The following is a 20311-nucleotide window of genomic DNA, read 5'->3' on the forward strand; positions in this document are numbered from 1 at the left end:
ACCAGAGCTCATCGATGAAAATCTATGTGTTTTCGAGTTCGGTCAATTCGACGTCGAAACTCATCTGGTCGTAAGCTGGAACCACATGCTCCGGCGTCTCGGCCATGACGGTGTCGTAGTCAAGCGGCGTATGCATGTGCGTGAGGATCGCCTTCTTCGGCTTCAGGCGATCGATCCAGTCGAGCGATTGCTCCAGCGACAGATGGCTTGGATGATACCGGTATTGCAGGGCGTCGATGATGAGGACATCGAGCGCTCCAAGTTTTCCAACAGTATCCGGCGGAAAATCACTGATATCGCTGCAATAAGCGACATTGCCGATGCGAAATCCCAACGATATTATATCGCCGTGCTGTTGAGCGTGCGGACGGAATGAAATGACGCCGCCCGCACCGCTCACGCGCAGCGGCGCGTCGATACTTTCAATGACCTTGGCTTCCACGATCGGCGGATAGTTGCTGCCGGGCGGCGTTTCCAGGCAATAGGAAAAACCCTGCCGGATACGATCCATCGTGATCTCGGTCGCGTAAATGGGAACGCGCTGCTGAGAGCCGAAGTAGTATCCCCGCAGGTCGTCCAGCCCATGAATGTGGTCGGCATGCGCATGGGTGTAGAGGACGGCGTCGACATGCTCGACCCGGGCGGCAATCATCTGCTCGCGGAAGTCCGGGCCGGTATCGATAACGACGGTCGTCACTCCGCCGTTGTCGTCATACTGCTGCACCATGAAAGATGCCCGTGTCCTGCGGTTTTTCGGGTTAGCCGGATCGCAGGCGCCCCAGTCGCCTGTGATGCGTGGTACGCCCGGCGAGGACGAGCAACCGAGTATGGTGAAACGCCGCCGGTAGCCCACGTCCTCAGATCCTTGGCATCTTCGAGAAAATGCGGAAGGCATTGTCCGTCGTCATCCGCGCCGTCTCAGCGTAGCTGAGACCGATCGTTTCGGCCAGGACCTCGGCGGTATTGACGACATACGACGGCTCGTTGCGCTTGCCGCGCCAACGTTTCGGCGCGAGGTACGGCGCGTCCGTCTCGACCAGCAGCCGGTCGTGCGGGACGGTCTTGGCGATCTCGCGCAATTCCTCCGACTTCGGGAACGTCAGGATTCCGGAAAACGAAATATAGCCACCGAGTTCGACACCCGTCCTGGCAAGCTCCGGCCCTGCGGAGAAGCAGTGCAGGATGAAGGGGAAGGCACCCTTCCCCGTCTCCTCGGTCAGAATGCCAGCCATATCCACATCGGCGCTGCGGCTGTGAATGACCAAAGGCAAGCGCGTTTCGCGGGCGGCCGCGATATGACGCCGGAACCCGGTCTTCTGGTCCTCCGGCGTCTGCGTGTCGTAAAAATAGTCGAGGCCGGCTTCGCCGATCGCAACGACCTTCGCATGGGCGTTGGCGAGACGAACGAGGTCGTCGACCTGAATATCGAGCTCTTCATTGGCGCTGTTCGGATGAGTGCCGACCGAGCAGAATACCGAGGGATACTTCTCGGTAATCGAGAGCAAACCGTCGAGCTTGCGGACACGGGTCGAGATCGTCACCATCTGTTTCACACCTGAATCGTGGGCGCGCTTGACGATGTCGTCGCGCTCCTCCTCGAAGTCGGCGAAATCCAGATGGCAATGCGTGTCGATCAGCATGACGGCCTCACGCCTCCGGCGCGATATAACGCGGGAATACCGGCTTCGGCGCTTCGAGCGGCGTTCCCGGCACCAGGCGACCGGCCTCTCCGAGCGCGGCGAAGTCTCGCTTGCCTTCAGGCGCGGCGACGAGATCGAGCAGCTTGCCTGCCGATTCAGGCACGAATGGCTGAAGCAGGATCGCGATCTGGCGCACGACTTCGGCCGTCACGTAGAGCACGGTCCCCATGCGCGCCGGATCGGTCTTCTTGAGTGCCCATGGCTCCTGGCCGGCAAAGTAACGGTCGGTCTCGGACACGACTGCGATGATCGACGCGAGTGCGCGATGGATCAGCTGTTTGTTCATGTCGTCGCGGGTAGACGCCAGCAATGCGTCGGCCTGCGCCAGCATTGCCTTGTCCTCGTCGGACAGCGGGCCGCAGTCGGGGATCTTGCCGTCGCAGTTCTTGACAATCATCGACAGAGAGCGGCTGGCGAGGTTGCCGATGCCATTGGCGAGGTCGGAATTGATGCGGGTGCCGATGGCTTCTTCGCTGTAGCTGCCGTCCTGGCCGAATGAGACTTCGCGCAGGAAGAAATAGCGGACCTGGTCGAGGCCGAAGTGGTTGACCAGATTGACCGGGTCGACGACGTTGCCGAGAGACTTCGACATCTTCTCGCCCTTGTTGAGCAGGAAGCCGTGCGCGAAGACTCGCTTGGGCAGAGGAAGTTTCGCCGACATCAGGAAGGCTGGCCAATAGACCGCGTGGAAGCGGATGATGTCCTTGCCGATGATGTGGACATCCGCCGGCCAGTACTTCGCCCTGGGGCCGTTCTTGTCTTCGATATAGCCGGTCGCGGTGATGTAGTTGGTCAGCGCGTCGACCCATACGTACATGACGTGCGAGGGATCGTTCGGAACCTTGATGCCCCAATCGAAGGTCGTGCGCGAAATAGAGAGATCCTTGAGTCCCGACTTGACGAAGGAAATCACCTCGTTGCGGCGCTCCGCCGGACCGATGAAATCGGGGTTGGATTCGTAAAGCGCGAGAAGCTTGTCCTGATACTCGGAAAGCTTGAAGAAGTAGCTCGCCTCCTCCACCCATTCGACCGGCGTGCCTTGCGGGCCGTAGCGCACGCCGTCGGCGCGCAGCTCCGTCTCGTTCTCCTGATAGTACGCTTCATCGCGAACCGAGTACCAGCCGGCGTAAGAATCCTTGTAGATATCGCCGTTCTCGGCCATCAGGTTCCAGATGTCCCGGGACGTCTCGTGGTGGCGCTCTTGCGTCGTGCGAATGAAATCGTCATTCGATGCGTTCAGCAACTCGGCCATCGCCTGGAACTCGCCGGAATTGCGGTCAGCAAGCTCCTGCGGCGTAATGCCTTCGGCGCGGGCCGTCTGCTGCATCTTCTGGCCGTGTTCGTCAGTTCCCGTCAGGAAGAAGACATCCTTGCCATCGAGGCGCTGGTAGCGCGCCATGGCGTCCGTCGCGATCAGTTCGTAGGCGTGGCCGATGTGCGGCTTGCCGTTCGGGTAGGATATCGCGGTGGTGATATAGTAGGGTGTCTTGTCTGTCATGGCGGCCATTCTTGTCCGGCTTACTCTATAAAATTTGTCAGCCGCTCCTTAGCGCATGTGACGGCGAAGCGAAACACTAAGTTTCGAAAGGATCAGGGATTGAGAGGCTGCCGGCCCGATGAGCTTGACTCGCTTTTTGCCGCACTCTAGGCAGGAGGAAGGCAAGACAGGGCGACAACAACGTGACATTTCAAGCACCCCGCAGCGGCGTTTCACGCCAAGGCTCGAGGCCCCCGGCTTGACCTTATCCAGTTTCGATCCGCTTTATTCATTTTCAGGTTTCTTTGTCGGCGCCCTCGTCGGCATTACCGGCGTTGGCGGCGGCTCACTGATGACGCCCTTGCTCGTTCTCCTCTTCGGCATTCACCCTGCGACGGCTGTTGGAACCGATCTGCTTTACGCCGCGGTGACCAAGTCTGCCGGGACGGCCGTTCACGGCATGCACGGCCGGATCAACTGGCGCGTCGTCGGCTGTCTTGCTGCCGGCAGCGTCCCGGCCGCCCTGCTTATGCTTTTCCTGATGGCAGGGGTCGACCGCAAAAGCGTCGAGGTTGCGCATACCATTACGACTGCACTCGGCTGGCTTTTGGTGATGACCGCTTTCATGCTTGTCTTTCGTCGGCAGGTGCTCGCACTTCTCAAGCGCAAGATGGGCGACCGACGTCCGATGCGGCCGGTGACGATCGCCATCCTGACAACGCTGCTGGGTCTGGCTCTCGGCATTCTGGTCACCCTCACCTCGGTCGGCGCCGGCGCTCTCGGCGTTACCGTCCTGTTGATCCTTTACCCACGCCTTGACGTTCGTGAAATCGTCGGATCCGACATCGTGCACGCAGTCCCGCTTACCCTCATCGGCGGGATGGGCTACTGGATGATCGGAGAAATCGACTGGGGGATCCTGCTTGCGCTGCTCGCCGGATCCATCCCCGGGATCATTGCCGGCAGCCTGCTGGCCCCCAAGCTGCACGAACGGACGATCCGCCTCGTGCTCGCCGGCACGCTGGCTGTCGTAGCCTGGAAACTGCTGGCCAGCTGATCTCAGCCGATCATGGACCTGGCTGCTTGATATCGCCGAGGATGCTCAGAACCGTCTGCTTGCGATCGAGATTGTAGGCGTCAGACACCGTCAGTCGTTCTGAAATGTCCGAATGGAGGCGCGAGAGCCTCTCGGCCGTGTCGACCTGCCCCGCCATCGCAGCCGCCCGAGCCTTCTGCATCAGATCATCGCCGACGTGGTTGGTGAAAAACTCGAAGATCGTATCGCCATCCTTGCCCGAGATCGCATCGGCCAGCCGGTGCATTGCCTTGCGCGCCGAAGCTCCGTGCGACGTCAAGACATCGTTATAGGCCGCAATGATCTCGCCGCCTCCGTAGTTGACGAGCTTCAAGGCCTCGCCGACGCTGCCGTGAGCGATTGCAAGCAGATCTCGATCACCGGCGTCGATGCCGAGATTGGCCAGCGCACTGCCGAGGGCATCATCGCCAAGAGGCGAGAGCTTCAACGGCAGGCATCGCGAACGGATCGTCGGCAACAGCTTGCCCGGCGCATGCGACACCAGAAGAAAGAGCGCGCGCTTTGGCGGCTCCTCCAATATCTTCAAAATGGCGTTCGCCGCACTGCGGTTCATGTCGTCGGCCGGATCGATGATGACGATTCGCCAGTTGCCTGTGCCGGATGTCTGCGAAAAGAAGCGCCCTGCCCGCCGGACTTCGTCGACCGTGATTGCCGACTTGATTTTGCCGGTCTTTTCGTCAACCGGGCGCGTAAGATAAAGCAGATTGTGAGAGGCGCCCGACGCGATCTGTCGGCTGACGGCCGAGTTCGGATCAGGATCGGCGATCACCTCCGGCGCGGTCGCCGGATCAGAGTGGGTGAGGACATGGTTCGCGAAGCGAAAGGCGAGCGTCGCTTTCCCTATCCCAGGCGGCCCCTCAAGCAACAGGGCATGATGCCCCTTGCCCGAGCGGTAGGACTGCGCCAGAAACGCTTCCGCATCCTCATGTCCAAAAAGTCTCGGGTTCTCCGGCGGCCAGATGGCGCCATCAAGAAGACCTGGCCGTTCGTCACTCATGAGCCGCTTCCGCCATTTTCTGTGTGTTTCGAGGCGCCAGGCGTTGTTCGACAATCGCGAGAATTTCGGTGGCGAGGGCTTCTTCGGTCTGCAGAGCATCGACGACATGGCAGCGCTCGGGCTCTCTGGCTGCGATGTCGAGAAAGGCTTCGCGGCGCTTCTCGTGCGTGTCCAGTTCCTCCTTCTCGAACCGATCAGGAGCCACGTCGCCGGCGACGCCACGCCTTTGTGCACGTGCAAGACCCGCCCGCGCCGGCAGGTCGAGAATGAGTGTACAATCCGGAACGACACCGTCCACCGCTACGCGCTGCAGCGTTTCGATGAAGTCCGGCTGCAGGTTGCCCGTCACGCCTTGATAGACACGCGAGGAATCCATGAAGCGGTCGCACAATACGACCTTGCCTTCATCGAGCGCCGGGCGGATGACCTCCTCGACGTGATCGTTGCGAGCCGCTGCAAAAAGGATCGCTTCCATTCTCGTGCCGAAGGACTCGGCCGCGCCCGACAGAAGCACGTGACGCACCGCTTCCGCACCTGGCGATCCGCCGGGCTCACGCGTCAGAAGCACATTATAGCCTTTCGAACGCAGAGCTTCCGCAAGGCGACGAATCTGGGTCGATTTGCCCGCGCCTTCACCGCCCTCAAATGTAACAAGCAATCCAGTACCGGATAACAATGACAAGTTCCTGCATTTCGGCGCCCGCGCCGCGCCACTGCCGTACATCTAGCGGAAGTTCGCCGTGAGCGGAACCGCCCAGCCATCAACTCGAAGGCAGTTTGCCTCACAGTGAACAGCGAATATGGCGATCACGTGGGCTCCGGCTTGTCCCACAGCCAGGAAAAGAGAAGTGACTCGCCAAGCTCCAGCAGCGCATCGACCGCGCGGCTGCTCAACGAACCCGCTTCGACCGCATCCTTGGTATAAAGCGGAACCTCACGCAGCAGCCGGCTGCCCGCAAATATGCGCAGCGTACCTGCTTCCCGGTCCGCAGCGACGGGCGCCGTCAGTGGCCAGCGATAGACGATCCGGGCGGCAAGCCGGTCGGGGTTGTTCACCGGAATATAAACGCTGACCATGCTCTTGGCGACGAGATCGACACTGCGCGAGGCACCTCCGTAGACGCTGGCCGTGCCGACCACCTCCTGATTGGCGAACAGCTGCCGGATCTCGAACGCGCCCAATCCCCATTCGAGGACGCGTTTTGCCTCCTCGGTCCGCTCCTTGTCGGAGGCCATGCCGCCGAGGGTCATGAACAGCCTGCGACCGTTGCGCTCGGCGGAGGCAACGATCGAATATCCCTCACCTTCGGCAAAGCCAGTGGCGAGCCCATCGACGCCGAGGCCGAAACCGAGCAAGGGATTGCGGTTGCGCTGGAAAATCTTGTTCCACTCGAAATCGGGCAGAGCAAAATAGGGATAGAAATCGGGATAAGCCTGCTGCAGCTGCACGGCAAGCGTCACCATGTCGAAGGCAGTCGTCTTGCTCCTGCCGTCAGGAAGCCCGGTCGAATTGCCGAAGATCGACCGTTGCATGCCGAGTGTCCTTGCCCGCCGCGTCATCGTCTCGGCAAACGCAGGTTCACCGCCACTCATTCCCTCTGCAAGGATAATGCAGCTGTCGTTCGCGCCCTGAATGGTGATCCCCTTGACGAGGTCCTCGACCCGCACGTTCGACTTGAGCGCCGCAAACATGGTTGCCGCGCGCGACGGCGCTCCGCCTGTTCGCCAGGCATACTCAGACACCGGATATTGTGTATCGAGCGTAATTTGCCCCTTCGTCAACGCATCGAAGACAAGCTCCACTGTCATCAGCTTGGCAAGGGAGGCCGGCGAGAACGTCTGGTGCTCATTCTTTGCCAGGAGCACCGTGCCGGTCGACGCTTCGATCATGTAGGCTTGGGAAGCCTTGGTCACAAAACCGGGATTGGAATCGGCAGTAGCCGCCATGGCGCCGCTCGCGAAGAACAGCAGATTGGCCGAGAGGCAAAGCACATGTTTCAACATCCAAACCCTCATCGACCAGATCCCTGCCAGCCTCCTGGAAGAATCGCAGAAGCATATCACTTCAGCGCGGGTTTTGCGGCCTTCTGACGCTTGAACGAGGCGAGAATGGACTCTTCGGTCATACCGTCGTTGCGGACCATGACGGCATCGAAGGCAAGGTCGACGGTGACGGTCTTCACGCCATCCTCCTGGTAACCCATGGCGAGCGAACCTCCCTGCTGCCAGCCAAAGGGACGCTCGTAGGGACGCGGACCGATTTCAGGCAAAACGACCATCTGGTCGAAGGGCTGCGCGACGGCACCTGATGACATCGGCCGCGGGACAGGTGCGGCATTGTACGGCGCGCTGGGTGTTGATCCGGCATAGGATGTCGCGGAAACAGGAACCGGCACGTTTTCCGGCTGCGGCGGTGTGAAGCCACCGAAGCTCTGGATCTCGTCGGCGGTCATGCGCTTGTTGTTGGATGCGACCATGACGCCGCTCGCAATCTGGCCGCCACCCGGGTTGTTGATGCCGGGAATACGGCTGCCCTTCGGCACATACGAGGCCATCAGGTAGGGCATGTCGTGTCCGTCCATGCGGGCGCGGCCGACATATTGGACGCGTACCTTGCCGGTGCCGCTGTGCTGCAGATCCAACATATCGGCAGTCTTGTTCGAAAGATCGATCAGGCGACCTTCATGATACGGCCCGCGGTCGTTGACGCGGACAATGACCGACGAGCCGGTTTCGACGTTCGTCACGCGGGCATAGCTTGGCAGCGGAAAGGTCGGATGCGCGGCGGAAAGGTGCATCTGATCGTAGACCTCGCCGTTGGCCGTCAGCCGGCCGTGAAAGGCCGATCCGTACCACGATGCCATGCCCACCTTGTTGTAGGAAAAGTCCTCCTTGGGGTAGTACCACTTGCCCTTGACCACATACGGATTGCCGACGAGATATCGGCCGCCGCCCTTGGGTATATTGTCACCGGAGGCGACGCGAGGGCTCGCCTTAACGCCATATTCCTTCTCGGAGAAGTACTCCTTGCCGTGGGTTCGCTTGGCTGTAACAGACGGCGCAGTGCCACAAGCCGTCACCGTCGCACAGACCAGCGATAGCCCCACCCATCGCATTCCCGTTGCCAATGACGCCGCCCCGAAGTCTCGTCTCATATATCCCACGCCGCACTCAAGACCGTTATGGTTAAGAAATCCACCCTCATGGGTAAGACACCCCTAATACCTTCAACCTAACGAGACTTTAATCATGCGGCTTTCATGGCAAATTTGCGAAAACTTTCGGCAAGATAGGAACAATTCTAATTAGTATGGTTAATAAATCACTAATATGCCTTGCAATGCCTCTGCCGTCGTAGTGACGGAGGCATTGTTCAGGTCGAAAAGATCGCGGCGAGCCGATCAAGGTCTGCCCGCCTCATGTCATCCGAAACGGGTTCGATGTTGTTGACCCGGAACCACTCCGCAGCCTCCCTGACACGGTCGCCGTGCGGTGCAGGATAGGCGCCCAACCTTGTTGCCCATTCGCGGACCGTTTCGCGTTCCATACGGCCCGCGCGGTACCGATCGTGAACTGTCGTCGCCGACGCAACCAGATCCGAAATGCTATTCACGGGCGTTCCTTGGTTTGGTTGTGATAAAAGACTCCGGCTGCGTAGCCGCTGTCGCCAATAGCATCGTTCTGGGCGCGCCAAAGGAAATACTTCGCCAACGATCTGAATTCTATAGAATGGTGGCGGAAGAGGTGTCCATCGATAGAGACACCCTATGTCCTTGAAATTGGCTCTCTAAATTTCGAGAGGTTGAGGATGGTGCCCACATAAATGCCCGCAATCTTCACCCCTAGAAATTTGGCCGTTTCTTGCTCCTTTCGGGCTTGAAACCTTCATGCTGACTAGCTCGAAGCTGCCATCACCCCGAATCCTCATGGCAACCTCGCAACTCATGTCATCACTGCCGTAATCAATCCCGACGAATACCTCCGCCATTACGACGCCTTTTTGACGGCAACGGCTTCGGGCCGGTTATCCTGCCAAGCTCTAATCTCCGATGCTCTCCACCGGACACAGTTCGCGCCGAGCTGCCTCGGCCGTGGGAAGGTGCCGGCATCGATCCAGCGATAAATCGTACTGCTTTGGACCTTCACTATATCGACGACTTCTTTCAGCTTTAGAAATGGGTCGATCGACTGGATATTACTCTGCTCTTGCATGCGGACCTCCGGCGTCGCGCCCGATGGCGCTGGCACTGAATACGTGGGGGAATTGGCGACAATGGTCGCCCCGTGGTCTGTCCGCGCGGACAATATGCGACAGCATGAGAAGATATGCAAGCGCCTGAGACGGCGGTCAGTGCATTGCCGTGACTATCCACACCAGGCAGATGAGGAAGGCGACAGCAATCACCCTCCCCTGTGGTTTCGCGGCTTCCGTGAAGTGCCTTGCCTTAAGCTTCGTCATCGCGGCGCCTCCTTCTACGCGCAGCCGGTTGGCTGAGCTCGGCGCTCCGCAGGCGGAATGCCTTCAGGACTATCTCGATGATGATAACACCCGCGAGCCCCATGATGAAACCGCCGACGCTGGCTGCTTGTTCCCCGGCGACCTCAAGGTGTCCGAGCGACCACTGGAACAAGGGGACGCCCAGTGGCGCCATGAAATAGGCGGCAACGGCGCCGACAAAGAGGCGCCGGATGCCCGATCCGATTCCATTCCACTCCATCACGACGGAGACGGCGGAGCCCGCGATCCCCGCCACTGCGATTTCACCTTTGCCGCTGCTGAGCCAGTCGAGGATATTCACTTTGGCAGCCCCCCTGTGGCGCGCCGAAATTGCTTGTAGGTATCTATCGAGATCGAGCAAGAGAGCAGCTCGTCGTAGATGGACCGTGTGAACTGGGCGAGCTCTCTATCGGACGCGCCCTTGGCCGGCACCGGTGGGATGGCCGGGCTTGGGAGCTGCTGGTCCGGATTGTCCTGGGATTTGTATTCGATCGCCGGGCGTGACACCGAGACCTGCTCCTTGGAGGAGACGCAGCCCGTCAAACAGAGCGTCGAAAGGACCACTATTGCCGCAAGCGGTACCATCGGTGGCATCGTCTATATCCTTCTTGATGCTGGCCATTCGAACTGCGACGTCTTTCTCGGCTTGAGCCTTCGCCAGTTCGGATTTCAGGAGGGCGTCCTTCTCGGCCACGATCCGGTCATGGTTCGCAGTGGAGACTTCTAGATTTGCATTCGCCTGATCGAGCTTTTGCTGAACCATTGCCTTTTCAGCGGTCAGCGTATCGATCGTCTGTCCTCGGCTATGGGAGAGCAGTGCCAGCCCACCCAACGAGAGCAACAGCACTGCGCAGACGACAATGAGCGCCTTTTCGATCATGCCGCGTTCTTCAGCGCTGCGTAGAAGGTCTTGGCGATGCCGGCGACTTTTTCAGCGCTCTCCACGCCATTGATGATCCGGCGGCCGTTAACCCAATCGTTCTTGGTGCCATTGAAGAAGTCGCCAAGCTTCGCCCCAGTGAAGAGCCCCTGGATCATTCCCAAAAACATGATGTCGATCGCGACCGGCAAATCCATTGCTCTATCGGGATCGGCAACGAGGTCGACACCGGTTGCCTTGGAGAGCTTCTGGTAGTTGGCTTTGTGAGTGAGCTGGGGGAAGCCGCGGCCGAGCCACGATTTCCCGTCGGCATCCTTGCGCCAATATGGGGCTTTTACCCAGGGCAGTTCCCGGTTGGCGTATGCCCGGTCGAGAATGCGGATTGCTTCGTCATCCGTTGAGGCTTTCGTCTCACGAACAGGCTGCATGGTCTGAGCCGTTTCCCAATAAGCGGTAGCAAGGATATAGGCGAGCCAGCGAGGATCGAGGGGAGCTTTGTCATTTTCCGACAGGATGGCGTTGATGCCATTCACCTGCGACTGGGCCATCCCCTTTGAAAACAAGACGGGCCGGATTTGGTCGAAGAATATGCTGGGATTTTTCAGCGCAATTGAGGCCATTGAAGCAGCTCCGATGAAGAAGCCGCACGTCTTGCGCAGTCATCGGTTCAATATCATGTGGTGCTTATTGCAACAACACACCATTTCCAGTATTTAGAGCGTGACTGCGCAAGACGTGCTGATTGTCCTCACTCAGGAGATTGGCACTCATGGCCCCAGTAACAGTCGGCTTTGGCGATCCCAAGGCTCAGAAAAAGTGGTCCGGTAACCTCTTCATCGCGACCTTCCAGAAGAGCTATTGGGACCGCAAATTCATCGGCGAAAGCGACGAATACGCTATCCAGCGTCTCACCGATCTTGAATCGGATGCAGGCGACACCATCACGTTCGACCTCTCCGTGCAGCTGCGCGGCAAGCCCACCTACGGCGACCAGCGCCTTCAGGGCAAGGAAGAAAACCTCCGCTTCTTCTCCGACCAGATCCTGATCGACCAGATGCGTCACGGCGTATCTGCTGGCGGGAAGATGAGCCGCAAGCGCACGGTTCACAATATCCGCAAGATCGGCAAAGACCGTCTTTCGGATTATTGGTCGAAGTTCATCGACCAGATGATCTTCATCTACCTGGCCGGCGCACGCGGCGTGAACGAAAACTTCATCGAAAGCACCGATTGGACTGGTCACGCCACGAACCCGATCGAAGCGCCCGATACCGACCACGTGCTGTTCGGTGGCGACGCAACCAGCAAGGCCTCGATCGACGCGACGGACAAGATGTCTCGCGGCTTGATCGAGAAGGCGGCAACGAAGGCCAGCATGATGGCGGCCGTTTCTCCCGAAAACGCGCAGATGATGCCGCTTATGATCAACGGCGAATCCCACTACGTCACGGTCATGAGTAAATTCCAGTCTTATGACCTGCGCACCAACGACACTGGTGGCTGGCTGGAGATCCAGAAGGCCGCGGCGACCGCGGAAGGTCGGAATAACCCGATCTTCAAGGGCGGCCTCGGGATGATCAACAACGTCGTGCTTCACGAGCATGAAGACGTCATCCGTTTCTCCGACTACGGCGCCGGCGCGAATGTGGCGGCTGCCCGCGCGCTCTTCATGGGCCGACAGGCTGGCGTGGTCGCCTTCGGCTCCACCGGCGGCTTCCGCTTCTCGTGGACCGAAGAAATGCAGGATCACGGCAACGAGCCGGTAATCTCTGCAGGCGTGATCGCAGGCGTCAAGAAGACGCGTTTCAACGGCAAGGACTTCGGCCTCCTGGGGCTCGATACCGCTGCCAAGGATCCGAACTCCTAAGCATCAATGGCGCGGCTCTCGGGCCGCGCTCACCGCCTTTCACCTTACGCTCACCGGCTACCGGCGTTTTCAGGAGATTTCCAATGGGGCTCATTCAGAGCAAATACGCAAAGGGCATAATCGTCCCTCCGTTCCCGGCTTTCGCCGGAGCGATCGTGGCGCACCGCTTCTTTCACGACTTCGCGGCTGCACCGGCCTTGAACGACATCCTCGAGCTGGCCGTCATCCCGGCTGGTGCGCGTGTCGTCGACATGATCCTTGACTCGGATGATCTCGACAGCGGCACGGCTCTCGTGTTCGACCTCGGCATCATGTCGGGGAAGTGGCAGGAGAACAACGGCGCGCGAACGGTCGGCGCGGAGTTCCTCTCTGGCTCAACTATCGGTCAGACCGGCACCACAGCGCGCCCGACACTCAAGACGGCGTTCCGCACGGTCCGAACTGGGGCTGACCGCTCGATCGGGCTAAAAATCGCCACGGCAGCCGGCACGTTCGCCGCTGGCCAAGTCGGGCTTACGCTCCTGATCGAAGGCTAAGCGGCCGCCGCTTTCATGCATTGAGAGGGGGCCTCGTTTCGCGAGCCCCCTATTTTCTTTCAGGGGACACCATGACGTTAATCCAATGCAAGCTCGGTCCTGTTCAGCCCGTCGTCGGCGACCATCAGTATCAGTTCACGGCCGACGGACACGGTCGCTACGTTGCAGAGGTTCATAACCTCATTCATCAGCGGGTTTTCCTGTCGGTCGAGCACTACATCGTCGCTCCCGAGGTTGCGGAAGAGCCGCCCCCTGTCGAGGACGATGGGGACGTCACGGACCTTCCGCCCATCCTGACAGCCCCTCGCTTAGCCGCGAACACGGATTCTGGCCAGCAGGTGCGCCGTCGCGGCAAGCGCAGGAGCTAGTTCATGGACGCCAGCTCAATCATGCTGAGTGCTTCGACGCTGCTTCTCGACGATGAGCATGTTCGCTGGCCCCTGTCCGAGCTCGCAGGTTGGTTGGATGAGGGGGTGCGGGCGATTGTGACCGTCAAACCTTCAGCTTCCAGCGTGACGATGGAATTGTCGCTCGTGAGGGGCACAAAGCAAAAGCTCCCCGAGGACGACACGAGCATCCTTCAATTGCTCGATGTGCTGCGAAACATTGAGGGTGTCAACGGCGCCGGCGGTCGGGCTATCCGATCAGCGTCCCGGGCCGAACTCGATTCCAACCAGCCACGGTGGCACGATCCATCGTACGTCCAGTTCCGAAAGGAAGTTCGTCAGTTCGTGTTCGACGAGGGCCTGCCGCGCGAGTTCTTCGTTTATCCGGGGAACGACGGGACCGGGAAGATTGACGCCGCGGTTGCCAAGCTCCCTACCACGATCGTCAGCAGACACAGCGGATCGGTAGACGACATTTCGACTTGGGCAATCGGCGTTGGCATCGCTGACCAGTATCAGCCGGCTCTGCTCGACTACGTGATGTATCGGGCCTTCAGCAAGGAAGATCCAGCAGCGGCGCCCCAACGTGCCGTTACGCACTATCAGGCGTTCGCGACCGCGATCGGATTGCGGTCTCAAGTCGAGAGCGCAACCAGCCCTGGGAGGAAGTAATGGTCAAGATGATCGACATCGACGACTTCCTGCCCGAAGCGTTGCGACACTCCCCGAATACCAGCGACTTGGTGGCGCAGCGCCATATTCTTGCGGCGGCACGCGAGCTTTGTGCTCGCCTACGGGTTTGGCGCGAAACTGATACCTTCGAGGTCACCGCACCCGACATGCAGGGCGTCTGCACCTATCGCGACGCCGCAATTGAGAAGATCGAGGCCGCCTTCCTAAACGGCGTACCACTGGAACCGAAAACGGTGGCGTGGCTCGACGAAAACGAGCCTACGTGGTCCATCGCCGACGAAGCGACGGGCAACGCGCGATACGTGACGCAGTTGGAGCCAAACACTGTCACGGTGGTACCGCGCATCGCAGGAACCATGAAGATACGGCTGATCCTGAAGCCCGCCCGCGACGCATTTTCGCTGCCCGAGTTTCTGCTTGAGGACTACTCCGACGAGATCAGCCGCGGCGCTGCCGCTCGTATCCTTACCGACGCTAACTCTACCAATCCTCAACTCGGCTTGGACCATCGCGCATGGTTCACGGATCGTCTCGACTACCTCGCAATCAAGGTAGCCAAGGGACAACAGAGCGCGCCGCTTCGAACCAAGGGATCCAGTTTCTGATGTCTGCGAGCACATACGCTGCCCACGCCATTCTCAATCTCTTCCTTCGGGGTGTTGCCGTAACACCGCCGACGAGAGTGTACGTCTCCTTTCATACCGCGGATCCCGGCAACGCCGGCGCAAACGAGGTGACCACTGGCGCCTGGCCGTCGTACGTGCGCCTCGATGCCGCCCAGGGCGCCGCGATCGCGACAGGTTTCAGCGCGGCTGCAGCCAAAGCCTCCGCAAACCTCAAGGAACTCCTATGGGCGGCCAACGACGGGGCTGCACCGGTGACCGTCACCCATTTTGGTATTTGGGACGCCGCCACCGGGGGCAACCTCCTGTTTCACGATGCCCTCACCGCTTCGAAGACCTTTCAGCCGTCCGACGAAGGCGTTCTGCATGCCTCCGCCCTCAACGTCACGGTGGACTGATGTTTTCAAGAGGCTCGATCAACGGCAACCTGATCAACGGAATTGCGATCAACGACGGCAACTTCGTGATGGAGGTTGACGCCGTCAGTTCTGTAGCGGTCGCCGCGGAAGCCGTAGTCACTCCTCGTAGGGGAATACTCGGCACCGTCTCCACGCACATAACGTCTGGTTTCGGTCTTCTTCGGAGAGCCGTGCTGACGGCTCATGTCGCGTCGACAGCGGTTGGATCGTGCGCACTGGTGCGGCGACCGGTCTTTTTGGGGCAAGTCCGGCTCTTTTCACCTTCGTCGCTGCAGCTCACGCGCCGAGTTTCGCATCAGCTCTCGGCCACGATCATTTTTCGAAGCATGACGACACCGGCGTGGCGATCGCTTCGGCCGACCCGATACGCCAGAACTACTCTGGTATCTGAGCGGCGGAGTTTCCATCAGTCTCGCGATGAGCGCTCTGCACTTGTGGGTAAAGAACGGCGCTTTGTATCCGTGCCCCGCGATCGGGAGACAGTTCGATGAGCCTCGGTGTCATCACAAAAGCGCCGGCCGATGTGCTGGATTATGATTTCGACTTCAGCCGGTGGATGCCGGATGGGGATCGCATAGCCACAGCGGCCGCCGCCCTGGGAGGATCAACTGCTTTGGTTGATCGCATCGACACATCAGACACGACGGCACGGGTGTGGCTGTCCGGCGGACAAGCAGACGAAACTGCCGAGCTAGCCGTCACCATTTCGACCACCGAGGGTCGAACCAAAATTGTAACCGTCAGCCTTCGCATCAGGGAGCCTTCGTGATGGCGTTAAAATTTGCCAACAGTGCAGCATCAACGCTTGCTGGTGCCATTCTCGCCACCGACACGGTTCTGGCGGTCGTATCGGGCGATTCATCAAAGTTTCCCACGCTTTTGGCGGGCGATTGGTTCCCGCTGACCCTTGTCGATGCCGCGGGCAACATCGAGATCGTCAGGGCAACGGCTCGATCGGGTGCCAACATCACGGTAGTTCGTGGACAAGAGGGTACCACAGCCAAGGCCTTCGCCGCTGGAACGCGTGTAGATCTCCGCGCTACAGCCGCAATGTTTCAGGCTTTGGCGCAGCTTGATTCGCCAACCCTGTCTGGCAATCCTACGGCACCGACGCCGGCTCCTGGTGACAACGACACGACAATCGCGACAACAGGTTTTGTCACCGCGGCGTTAGATGCGCTGAAAGATGGTGTTTCCTCTGCTTTCGATACTCTGAAGGAGGTTGCCGACGCGATAGGCCTCCTGTTGCCAAAGTCCGGCGGCACAATGACTGGACCTATCGATATGGGAGGATACCCCATATTGAAGGTTTCAGCCCTCAACAATGGCCCGCTTGGAGCGTTACGAAATAGGTTGATCAATGGCGGCATCGATGTCGTAAGCTATAATCAAATTCCGACAACGGGGCAAACGATAGCGGCTGGCGGGACCGGCTACGTATTAGATCGATGGGTAGTTTCAAACACCACCGACAAATCCGTGGTCATCAGCCAGCAAGCCATGACGCTCGGTCAAGCGGCTGTCCCGGGAAGCCCGAAATACAAACTTCGGGCGGCATTCGCAGTAGCGCCGACGACGGGAAAACTTAGGATCGCACAGCGCATTGAGGGTGTCGAAACTCTCGCCGGGTATAACGCTTCGGCCCGAGCTCATTTTACCGGGCCAACCGGGTCGGAGGCGCTGCAATGTGAAATCGTGCAGAACTTCGGCACGGGCGCGTCTCCCTCTGCCGCAGTGACAACGGCGGCGGCTTCTCTTGATATCGCCACCATTTACGACGCTGGAACACAGGTTCGGAAAGCGCAGTTCGTTGTCCCATCCATAAGCGGCAAGCTTCTCGGTAGTGCTGGCAACGATTACCTGGAATTGGCGTGGCTCATCACGCCGAGACAGGCCGGAAACTATGAAATGGCCCGAGTGTCCTTTGTCGAGGGGGATGCATCGTCCGAGATCGATCCATTCTCTCCGCGCGGCCTCAATCTGGAAACTGTGCTGTGCAAGCGCTACTACGAACGCACATTTCGTTACAGTAAGCAGTTCTATTTCCCGGCGGGATATACGCAATACGAAGCCTATCCATGGGTGGTTGAAAAGCGGGGGACGCCGTCTGTTTCGCTCATCTATTACATCACGGCCGGCGGCATCCAGGGGGCATTATCCGGAACCAACTTTGGTTGGCAAATGGCAACAACCAAGGATGCTAGCGCTGGCGTTATGTCGTTCGCAGTGGAGGTAAGTGGCAGTGCAGAACTTTGATGTTATTGGCTATCAAGCCAACGGTTCCATAAAGGCTGTTATCAACGGCACGACGTGGTTCGTCCCCGATGATCCCAGTAACGCCGATCGCGCGCTCATCGCGGCGTGGGAATTCGACGAAAGCGGCAATCGGGTAAACACGATCCCGCCTTACGCTGCCCCGCCCGCCAACCTTTATCTTCCTCTTGACCCGGTCGATTTCAAACTCGGCATGCTTTCGCTAAATGTCACTCCGGACATGGTCGACAGCGCTATCGACGAATTGAACGAGCCGGACCGAACAATAGCAGGCATCTATTGGACGTCGGCCAAAAACTTCTATCGCGACGACGTGTGGCTCGCGCTGATCGCCAGCAAGTTCAACAAGACCGATCAACAGATCGACGAAGCGTGGATCTATGCCTCGTCCCTTTCGGCTTCGGTGGACTGAATGCCGGTCGTAAAGCTCTCGGCATTCGCTGGGGAAAAGCCCCTTATAACGCCGCGGCTTCTTCCTGAAACTGCGGCAACCGCCGCTTTCAACACGCGGCTGAACGATGGCGCTCTGACCCCGACGAACAAATCAACCACGACGGGCGCATCCTCGACAGGGCCAGCCGACAAGACCATCTATCGGCATGGTGATGATTGGCTTTCGTGGAGTGGCTTGGTTTCGGCGGCACCCGGCCCAGTCGCGGCAGACCGCCTTTACTACACAGGGGACGGCGCGCCGAAAATGCGCGTCGGTGGCACCGTGTACCCGCTCGCTGTGCAACACCCAATCGCGGCACTCACCGCGACACCGAGCGGCACCGGAACCGGCGACGTGCAAAGCCGGGTCTATGCATACACATTCGTTACCGACTTCGGCGAAGAATCGGCGCCCTGCCCCGCCTCTGCAGTGATCGACTGGCAGCCCGGAAAAACCGTCATGCTTTCCGGCTTCGCCGCGGCACCTGCCGGACGTGCCGTCACAAAGCAGCGCATCTATCGGTCACAATCCGGCTCTAGCGGCACGTATCTCTATTTCATCGCTGAGCGGGCAGCGTCCGCGTCCGACTATGTCGACACCGTCGCAGTGGATGCTTTTCAGGAACCGTTGCCATCGGCCAACTGGAACGAGCCACCCGACACCCTGCAGGGCCTTGTGGCGATGCCCAATGGCATGATGGCTGCCTTTTCTGGCAGCGATGTCTATTTCTGTGAGCCGTTTCGCCCTCACGCCTGGCCACAGGGATACGTTCAGACCTGCGATTTCGAGGTGGTCGGGCTACGCGCTATTGGATCGGCCCTTGTCGTCATGACGAAAGGTCAACCATATCTCCTAAGCGGATCCGCCCCTGAATCGATGCAGAGTTTAAAGCTCGAGGCGAATTTTCCGTGCATCAATGTGAGGGGCATCGTCGATCTCTCTTTTGCCATTTGCTACCCGTCCAATCTCGGGCTCGTGGCAGTGCGCGCTGACGGTTCGATTTCGCTGGCGACACAAGAGCTGTTCGACCGCGACGCCTGGATGGCCTTTTCACCCGAGACCATCATCGGTGCTCAGCATATGGGCAACTACGTCCTGTTCTACGACACGCTCAACGCAAAGGGCACGCGCACCTCTGGCGCAATGATGATCAACATTAATGCCGCGCAATACCTTGTGCGCAGCGGCGAGGTCGCCGACGCGGTTTTCTACTCGCTGGAAGACGAAGGCCTATATTTCAAGCGTCCCTCGGCGCCCGGCATTTTCCGGTTCGATTCTCCTGAAGGCGCACCCGAGACTGTCTATTGGCGGTCGAAGGAATTCTGGCTAACCCAGCCGGTTAACTTCGGCGCAATGCTGATCGATCTCGGGGTCGATACGTCGCTCAAGAGCCAAGCGAACATTGACGCGGAAACGGCTGCAATTATTGCACAAAACACGGCGATACTGGCGACAGGTGACCTGAGATCGTCGATCGATGGACAACTGATCAACGAACTGCCGCTGAATGGCGATTCATTGATACCATTGCCGAGCTACGAAGGTATCTCGGTCAGCGTTTACTGCGACGGGAAGCTGGTAAGGACCGAAATGATTGCTGGACGCATCACTCGGCTACCTGCGGGGTTCAAAGGCCGCAAGTGGGAGATTTCTGTCTCCTCCAACGTCCAGATTACGCAGATCATCATTGCGGGAACCGTCGACGAGCTGCGGGGTGCTGCGTAGTGACGAAGTTCGACACTGAAAAGCTGGAAGTACTAGACGGGTCGCGGGCAGGCCCTAAGAGCCGAGCCGCCGTCCGACTCGAGGATCTTGCTGACCTACTCCAGCTCGGCAAGGTGAAAACCGCTAAGGTTACAGCGGCGCCGACGGCCACAGACTTCAACTCCCTTCTGGATGACATAAGGGAAATATCCGACCGATTGAACGCGGTCGCGCTTTCAATCCAGAAACGGCAGATGCGATGAAGGAAGTCGTCTACGCTCCAGGCGAGGAGATGGTCTCGTGGGCGGAGAGCCGAATCTCCAACTGCCGATTCCGCGATGACGCCTATGCGATCGGCATGCGCGACGAGGCGGGTTATCTCGGCGTCGTTGTCTTCGACGCCTTCACCACGACAGGCTGCTGGATCAGCGTAGCGTCTAACGGCTCGAAAAACTGGCTCACCCGCGAGTTCATTCTTCGAGTTTTCGCATATCCGTTCGTGCAGCTGCTCTACCCCAGGCTCAATGCGTTCGTGTCAGTGAACAATCAAGCATCCATCGACTTCTGTGAAGGTTTCGGGTTTTCACGTGAGGGCCTGATGCGCGAGGCTGGCTCCGACGGCGAGGACCTGATTGTTTTCGGAATGCTCCGCCGTGAATGCCGCTGGCTGCCCGAGAGGTTCTCTGGAAAAGTCGGAAAACTATCTGTATAAGAGGGAAATCCGTCGC

The 20311-nt window shown here is 59.2% G+C and carries 26 protein-coding genes; 14 read left to right on the plus strand and 12 right to left on the minus strand.

Annotated elements, in window-relative coordinates; all coding sequences use genetic code 11:
* Positions 1-22 precede the first annotated feature (22 nt).
* Genes ASC97_RS12405 through metG form a run of 3 tightly spaced genes read right to left on the minus strand, consistent with a single transcriptional unit; the run spans position 23 to position 3198 of the window.
* The gene (locus tag ASC97_RS12405) at positions 23-853 is read right to left on the minus strand and encodes an MBL fold metallo-hydrolase (RefSeq protein WP_057468637.1); all 831 of its coding nucleotides are present in this window, start codon (positions 851-853) and stop codon (positions 23-25) included.
* 4 nt (positions 854-857) lie between these two features.
* Positions 858-1640: a TatD family hydrolase gene (locus ASC97_RS12410; RefSeq protein WP_057468638.1), complete on the minus strand. Its 783-nt coding sequence runs from the start codon at positions 1638-1640 to the stop codon at positions 858-860.
* Positions 1641-1647: 7 nt separating this feature from the next.
* On the minus strand, positions 1648-3198 hold the full coding sequence (gene metG, locus ASC97_RS12415) for a methionine--tRNA ligase (protein ID WP_057469339.1): 1551 nt from the start codon (positions 3196-3198) through the stop codon (positions 1648-1650).
* 238 nt (positions 3199-3436) lie between these two features.
* On the opposite strand from metG, the gene ASC97_RS12420 reads away from it, so the two are divergent.
* A complete protein-coding gene (locus tag ASC97_RS12420; RefSeq protein ID WP_057468639.1) occupies positions 3437-4234 on the plus strand; it encodes a sulfite exporter TauE/SafE family protein in 798 nt (265 codons plus the stop codon).
* Between the two features lie 10 nt (positions 4235-4244).
* Here the strand turns inward: ASC97_RS12420 and ASC97_RS12425 are convergent, their stop codons facing one another.
* The 9 genes from ASC97_RS12425 to ASC97_RS12465 all read right to left on the minus strand — a co-directional run bounded on the left by ASC97_RS12425 (position 4245) and on the right by ASC97_RS12465 (position 11268).
* Positions 4245-5270, minus strand: coding sequence for a DNA polymerase III subunit delta' (locus ASC97_RS12425; protein WP_057468640.1), 1026 nt, complete (start codon positions 5268-5270; stop codon positions 4245-4247).
* A complete protein-coding gene (gene tmk / locus ASC97_RS12430) occupies positions 5263-5946 on the minus strand; it encodes a dTMP kinase (protein WP_057468641.1) in 684 nt (227 codons plus the stop codon). Before tmk ends, ASC97_RS12425 begins: the two co-directional genes overlap by 8 nt.
* 131 nt (positions 5947-6077) lie before the next feature.
* Entirely contained in the window at positions 6078-7274 is a 1197-nt protein-coding gene (locus ASC97_RS12435) for a D-alanyl-D-alanine carboxypeptidase family protein (RefSeq protein ID WP_057468642.1), read from the minus strand.
* 56 nt (positions 7275-7330) lie between these two features.
* Positions 7331-8425 carry a septal ring lytic transglycosylase RlpA family protein gene (locus tag ASC97_RS12440; protein WP_057468643.1) on the minus strand — a complete coding sequence of 365 codons (1095 nt, stop codon included), beginning with the start codon at positions 8423-8425 and terminating at the stop codon, positions 7331-7333.
* A gap of 218 nt (positions 8426-8643) precedes the next feature.
* Positions 8644-8883, minus strand: coding sequence for a hypothetical protein (locus ASC97_RS12445; protein WP_057468644.1), 240 nt, complete (start codon positions 8881-8883; stop codon positions 8644-8646).
* Positions 8884-9257: 374 nt separating this feature from the next.
* Positions 9258-9482, minus strand: coding sequence for a helix-turn-helix transcriptional regulator (locus ASC97_RS36240; protein ID WP_057468645.1), 225 nt, complete (start codon positions 9480-9482; stop codon positions 9258-9260).
* Between the two features lie 233 nt (positions 9483-9715).
* Entirely contained in the window at positions 9716-10069 is a 354-nt protein-coding gene (locus ASC97_RS12455) for a hypothetical protein (RefSeq protein ID WP_057469340.1), read from the minus strand.
* A 105-nt stretch (positions 10070-10174) separates the two neighbouring features.
* A complete protein-coding gene (locus ASC97_RS12460; RefSeq protein ID WP_057468646.1) occupies positions 10175-10648 on the minus strand; it encodes a hypothetical protein in 474 nt (157 codons plus the stop codon).
* On the minus strand, positions 10645-11268 hold the full coding sequence (locus ASC97_RS12465) for a hypothetical protein (protein WP_057468647.1): 624 nt from the start codon (positions 11266-11268) through the stop codon (positions 10645-10647). Before ASC97_RS12465 ends, ASC97_RS12460 begins: the two co-directional genes overlap by 4 nt.
* A 149-nt stretch (positions 11269-11417) precedes the next feature.
* Here ASC97_RS12465 and ASC97_RS12470 point away from each other — a divergent pair, with 149 nt between their 5' ends.
* The 13 genes from ASC97_RS12470 (at position 11418) to ASC97_RS12520 (ending at position 20295) form a co-directional block, all read left to right on the plus strand.
* A complete protein-coding gene (locus ASC97_RS12470; protein ID WP_057468648.1) occupies positions 11418-12515 on the plus strand; it encodes a N4-gp56 family major capsid protein in 1098 nt (365 codons plus the stop codon).
* 83 nt (positions 12516-12598) lie between these two features.
* On the plus strand, positions 12599-13051 hold the full coding sequence (locus ASC97_RS12475; protein ID WP_057468649.1) for a hypothetical protein: 453 nt from the start codon (positions 12599-12601) through the stop codon (positions 13049-13051).
* 71 nt (positions 13052-13122) lie between these two features.
* The gene (locus tag ASC97_RS33950; RefSeq protein WP_156390361.1) at positions 13123-13419 is read left to right on the plus strand and encodes a hypothetical protein; all 297 of its coding nucleotides are present in this window, start codon (positions 13123-13125) and stop codon (positions 13417-13419) included.
* Between the two features lie 3 nt (positions 13420-13422).
* Positions 13423-14109, plus strand: a complete 687-nt coding sequence (locus tag ASC97_RS12480) for a phage adaptor protein (RefSeq protein WP_057468650.1) — start codon at positions 13423-13425, stop codon at positions 14107-14109.
* Between the two features lie 8 nt (positions 14110-14117).
* Positions 14118-14735, plus strand: coding sequence for a hypothetical protein (locus ASC97_RS12485; RefSeq protein WP_200959462.1), 618 nt, complete (start codon positions 14118-14120; stop codon positions 14733-14735).
* A complete protein-coding gene (locus tag ASC97_RS12490) occupies positions 14735-15151 on the plus strand; it encodes a phage tail fiber protein (RefSeq protein ID WP_057468652.1) in 417 nt (138 codons plus the stop codon). The genes ASC97_RS12485 and ASC97_RS12490 overlap by 1 nt, the downstream gene beginning before the upstream one ends.
* 229 nt (positions 15152-15380) lie before the next feature.
* Entirely contained in the window at positions 15381-15563 is a 183-nt protein-coding gene (locus tag ASC97_RS34865) for a hypothetical protein (RefSeq protein WP_156390362.1), read from the plus strand.
* A gap of 96 nt (positions 15564-15659) precedes the next feature.
* Positions 15660-15941: a phage fiber-tail adaptor protein gene (locus ASC97_RS12495; RefSeq protein ID WP_057468653.1), complete on the plus strand. Its 282-nt coding sequence runs from the start codon at positions 15660-15662 to the stop codon at positions 15939-15941.
* Positions 15941-17428, plus strand: a complete 1488-nt coding sequence (locus ASC97_RS12500; RefSeq protein ID WP_057468654.1) for a hypothetical protein — start codon at positions 15941-15943, stop codon at positions 17426-17428. Before ASC97_RS12495 ends, ASC97_RS12500 begins: the two co-directional genes overlap by 1 nt.
* The gene (locus ASC97_RS12505; protein ID WP_057468655.1) at positions 17415-17858 is read left to right on the plus strand and encodes a hypothetical protein; all 444 of its coding nucleotides are present in this window, start codon (positions 17415-17417) and stop codon (positions 17856-17858) included. The genes ASC97_RS12500 and ASC97_RS12505 overlap by 14 nt, the downstream gene beginning before the upstream one ends.
* The gene (locus tag ASC97_RS12510; RefSeq protein ID WP_057468656.1) at positions 17859-19604 is read left to right on the plus strand and encodes a hypothetical protein; all 1746 of its coding nucleotides are present in this window, start codon (positions 17859-17861) and stop codon (positions 19602-19604) included.
* On the plus strand, positions 19604-19846 hold the full coding sequence (locus ASC97_RS12515) for a hypothetical protein (protein WP_057468657.1): 243 nt from the start codon (positions 19604-19606) through the stop codon (positions 19844-19846). The genes ASC97_RS12510 and ASC97_RS12515 overlap by 1 nt, the downstream gene beginning before the upstream one ends.
* Positions 19843-20295: a GNAT family N-acetyltransferase gene (locus ASC97_RS12520; protein ID WP_057468658.1), complete on the plus strand. Its 453-nt coding sequence runs from the start codon at positions 19843-19845 to the stop codon at positions 20293-20295. Before ASC97_RS12515 ends, ASC97_RS12520 begins: the two co-directional genes overlap by 4 nt.
* Positions 20296-20311 lie beyond the last annotated feature (16 nt).

This window comes from Rhizobium sp. Root1203 (genome assembly GCF_001424945.1).
Classification (GTDB): Bacteria; Pseudomonadota; Alphaproteobacteria; order Rhizobiales; family Rhizobiaceae; genus Rhizobium.

Excerpts from the sequence above, each read along its gene's own strand:
- ASC97_RS12425 (WP_057468640.1), bottom strand. The coding sequence starts at position 5,270 with ATGAGTGACGAACGGCCAGGTCTTCTTGATGGCGCCATCTGGCCGCCG.
- ASC97_RS12410 (WP_057468638.1), bottom strand. The coding sequence starts at position 1,640 with ATGCTGATCGACACGCATTGCCATCTGGATTTCGCCGACTTCGAGGAG.
- ASC97_RS12465 (WP_057468647.1), bottom strand. The coding sequence starts at position 11,268 with ATGGCCTCAATTGCGCTGAAAAATCCCAGCATATTCTTCGACCAAATC.
- metG (WP_057469339.1), bottom strand. The coding sequence starts at position 3,198 with ATGACAGACAAGACACCCTACTATATCACCACCGCGATATCCTACCCG.
- ASC97_RS12435 (WP_057468642.1), bottom strand. The coding sequence starts at position 7,274 with ATGTTGAAACATGTGCTTTGCCTCTCGGCCAATCTGCTGTTCTTCGCG.
- ASC97_RS12500 (WP_057468654.1), top strand. The coding sequence starts at position 15,941 with ATGGCGTTAAAATTTGCCAACAGTGCAGCATCAACGCTTGCTGGTGCC.
- ASC97_RS12460 (WP_057468646.1), bottom strand. The coding sequence starts at position 10,648 with ATGATCGAAAAGGCGCTCATTGTCGTCTGCGCAGTGCTGTTGCTCTCG.
- ASC97_RS12495 (WP_057468653.1), top strand. The coding sequence starts at position 15,660 with ATGAGCCTCGGTGTCATCACAAAAGCGCCGGCCGATGTGCTGGATTAT.
- ASC97_RS12490 (WP_057468652.1), top strand. The coding sequence starts at position 14,735 with ATGTCTGCGAGCACATACGCTGCCCACGCCATTCTCAATCTCTTCCTT.
- ASC97_RS33950 (WP_156390361.1), top strand. The coding sequence starts at position 13,123 with ATGACGTTAATCCAATGCAAGCTCGGTCCTGTTCAGCCCGTCGTCGGC.
- ASC97_RS12440 (WP_057468643.1), bottom strand. The coding sequence starts at position 8,425 with ATGAGACGAGACTTCGGGGCGGCGTCATTGGCAACGGGAATGCGATGG.
- ASC97_RS36240 (WP_057468645.1), bottom strand. The coding sequence starts at position 9,482 with ATGCAAGAGCAGAGTAATATCCAGTCGATCGACCCATTTCTAAAGCTG.
- ASC97_RS12485 (WP_200959462.1), top strand. The coding sequence starts at position 14,118 with ATGATCGACATCGACGACTTCCTGCCCGAAGCGTTGCGACACTCCCCG.
- ASC97_RS12480 (WP_057468650.1), top strand. The coding sequence starts at position 13,423 with ATGGACGCCAGCTCAATCATGCTGAGTGCTTCGACGCTGCTTCTCGAC.
- ASC97_RS12470 (WP_057468648.1), top strand. The coding sequence starts at position 11,418 with ATGGCCCCAGTAACAGTCGGCTTTGGCGATCCCAAGGCTCAGAAAAAG.
- ASC97_RS12475 (WP_057468649.1), top strand. The coding sequence starts at position 12,599 with ATGGGGCTCATTCAGAGCAAATACGCAAAGGGCATAATCGTCCCTCCG.
- ASC97_RS12510 (WP_057468656.1), top strand. The coding sequence starts at position 17,859 with ATGCCGGTCGTAAAGCTCTCGGCATTCGCTGGGGAAAAGCCCCTTATA.
- ASC97_RS12520 (WP_057468658.1), top strand. The coding sequence starts at position 19,843 with ATGAAGGAAGTCGTCTACGCTCCAGGCGAGGAGATGGTCTCGTGGGCG.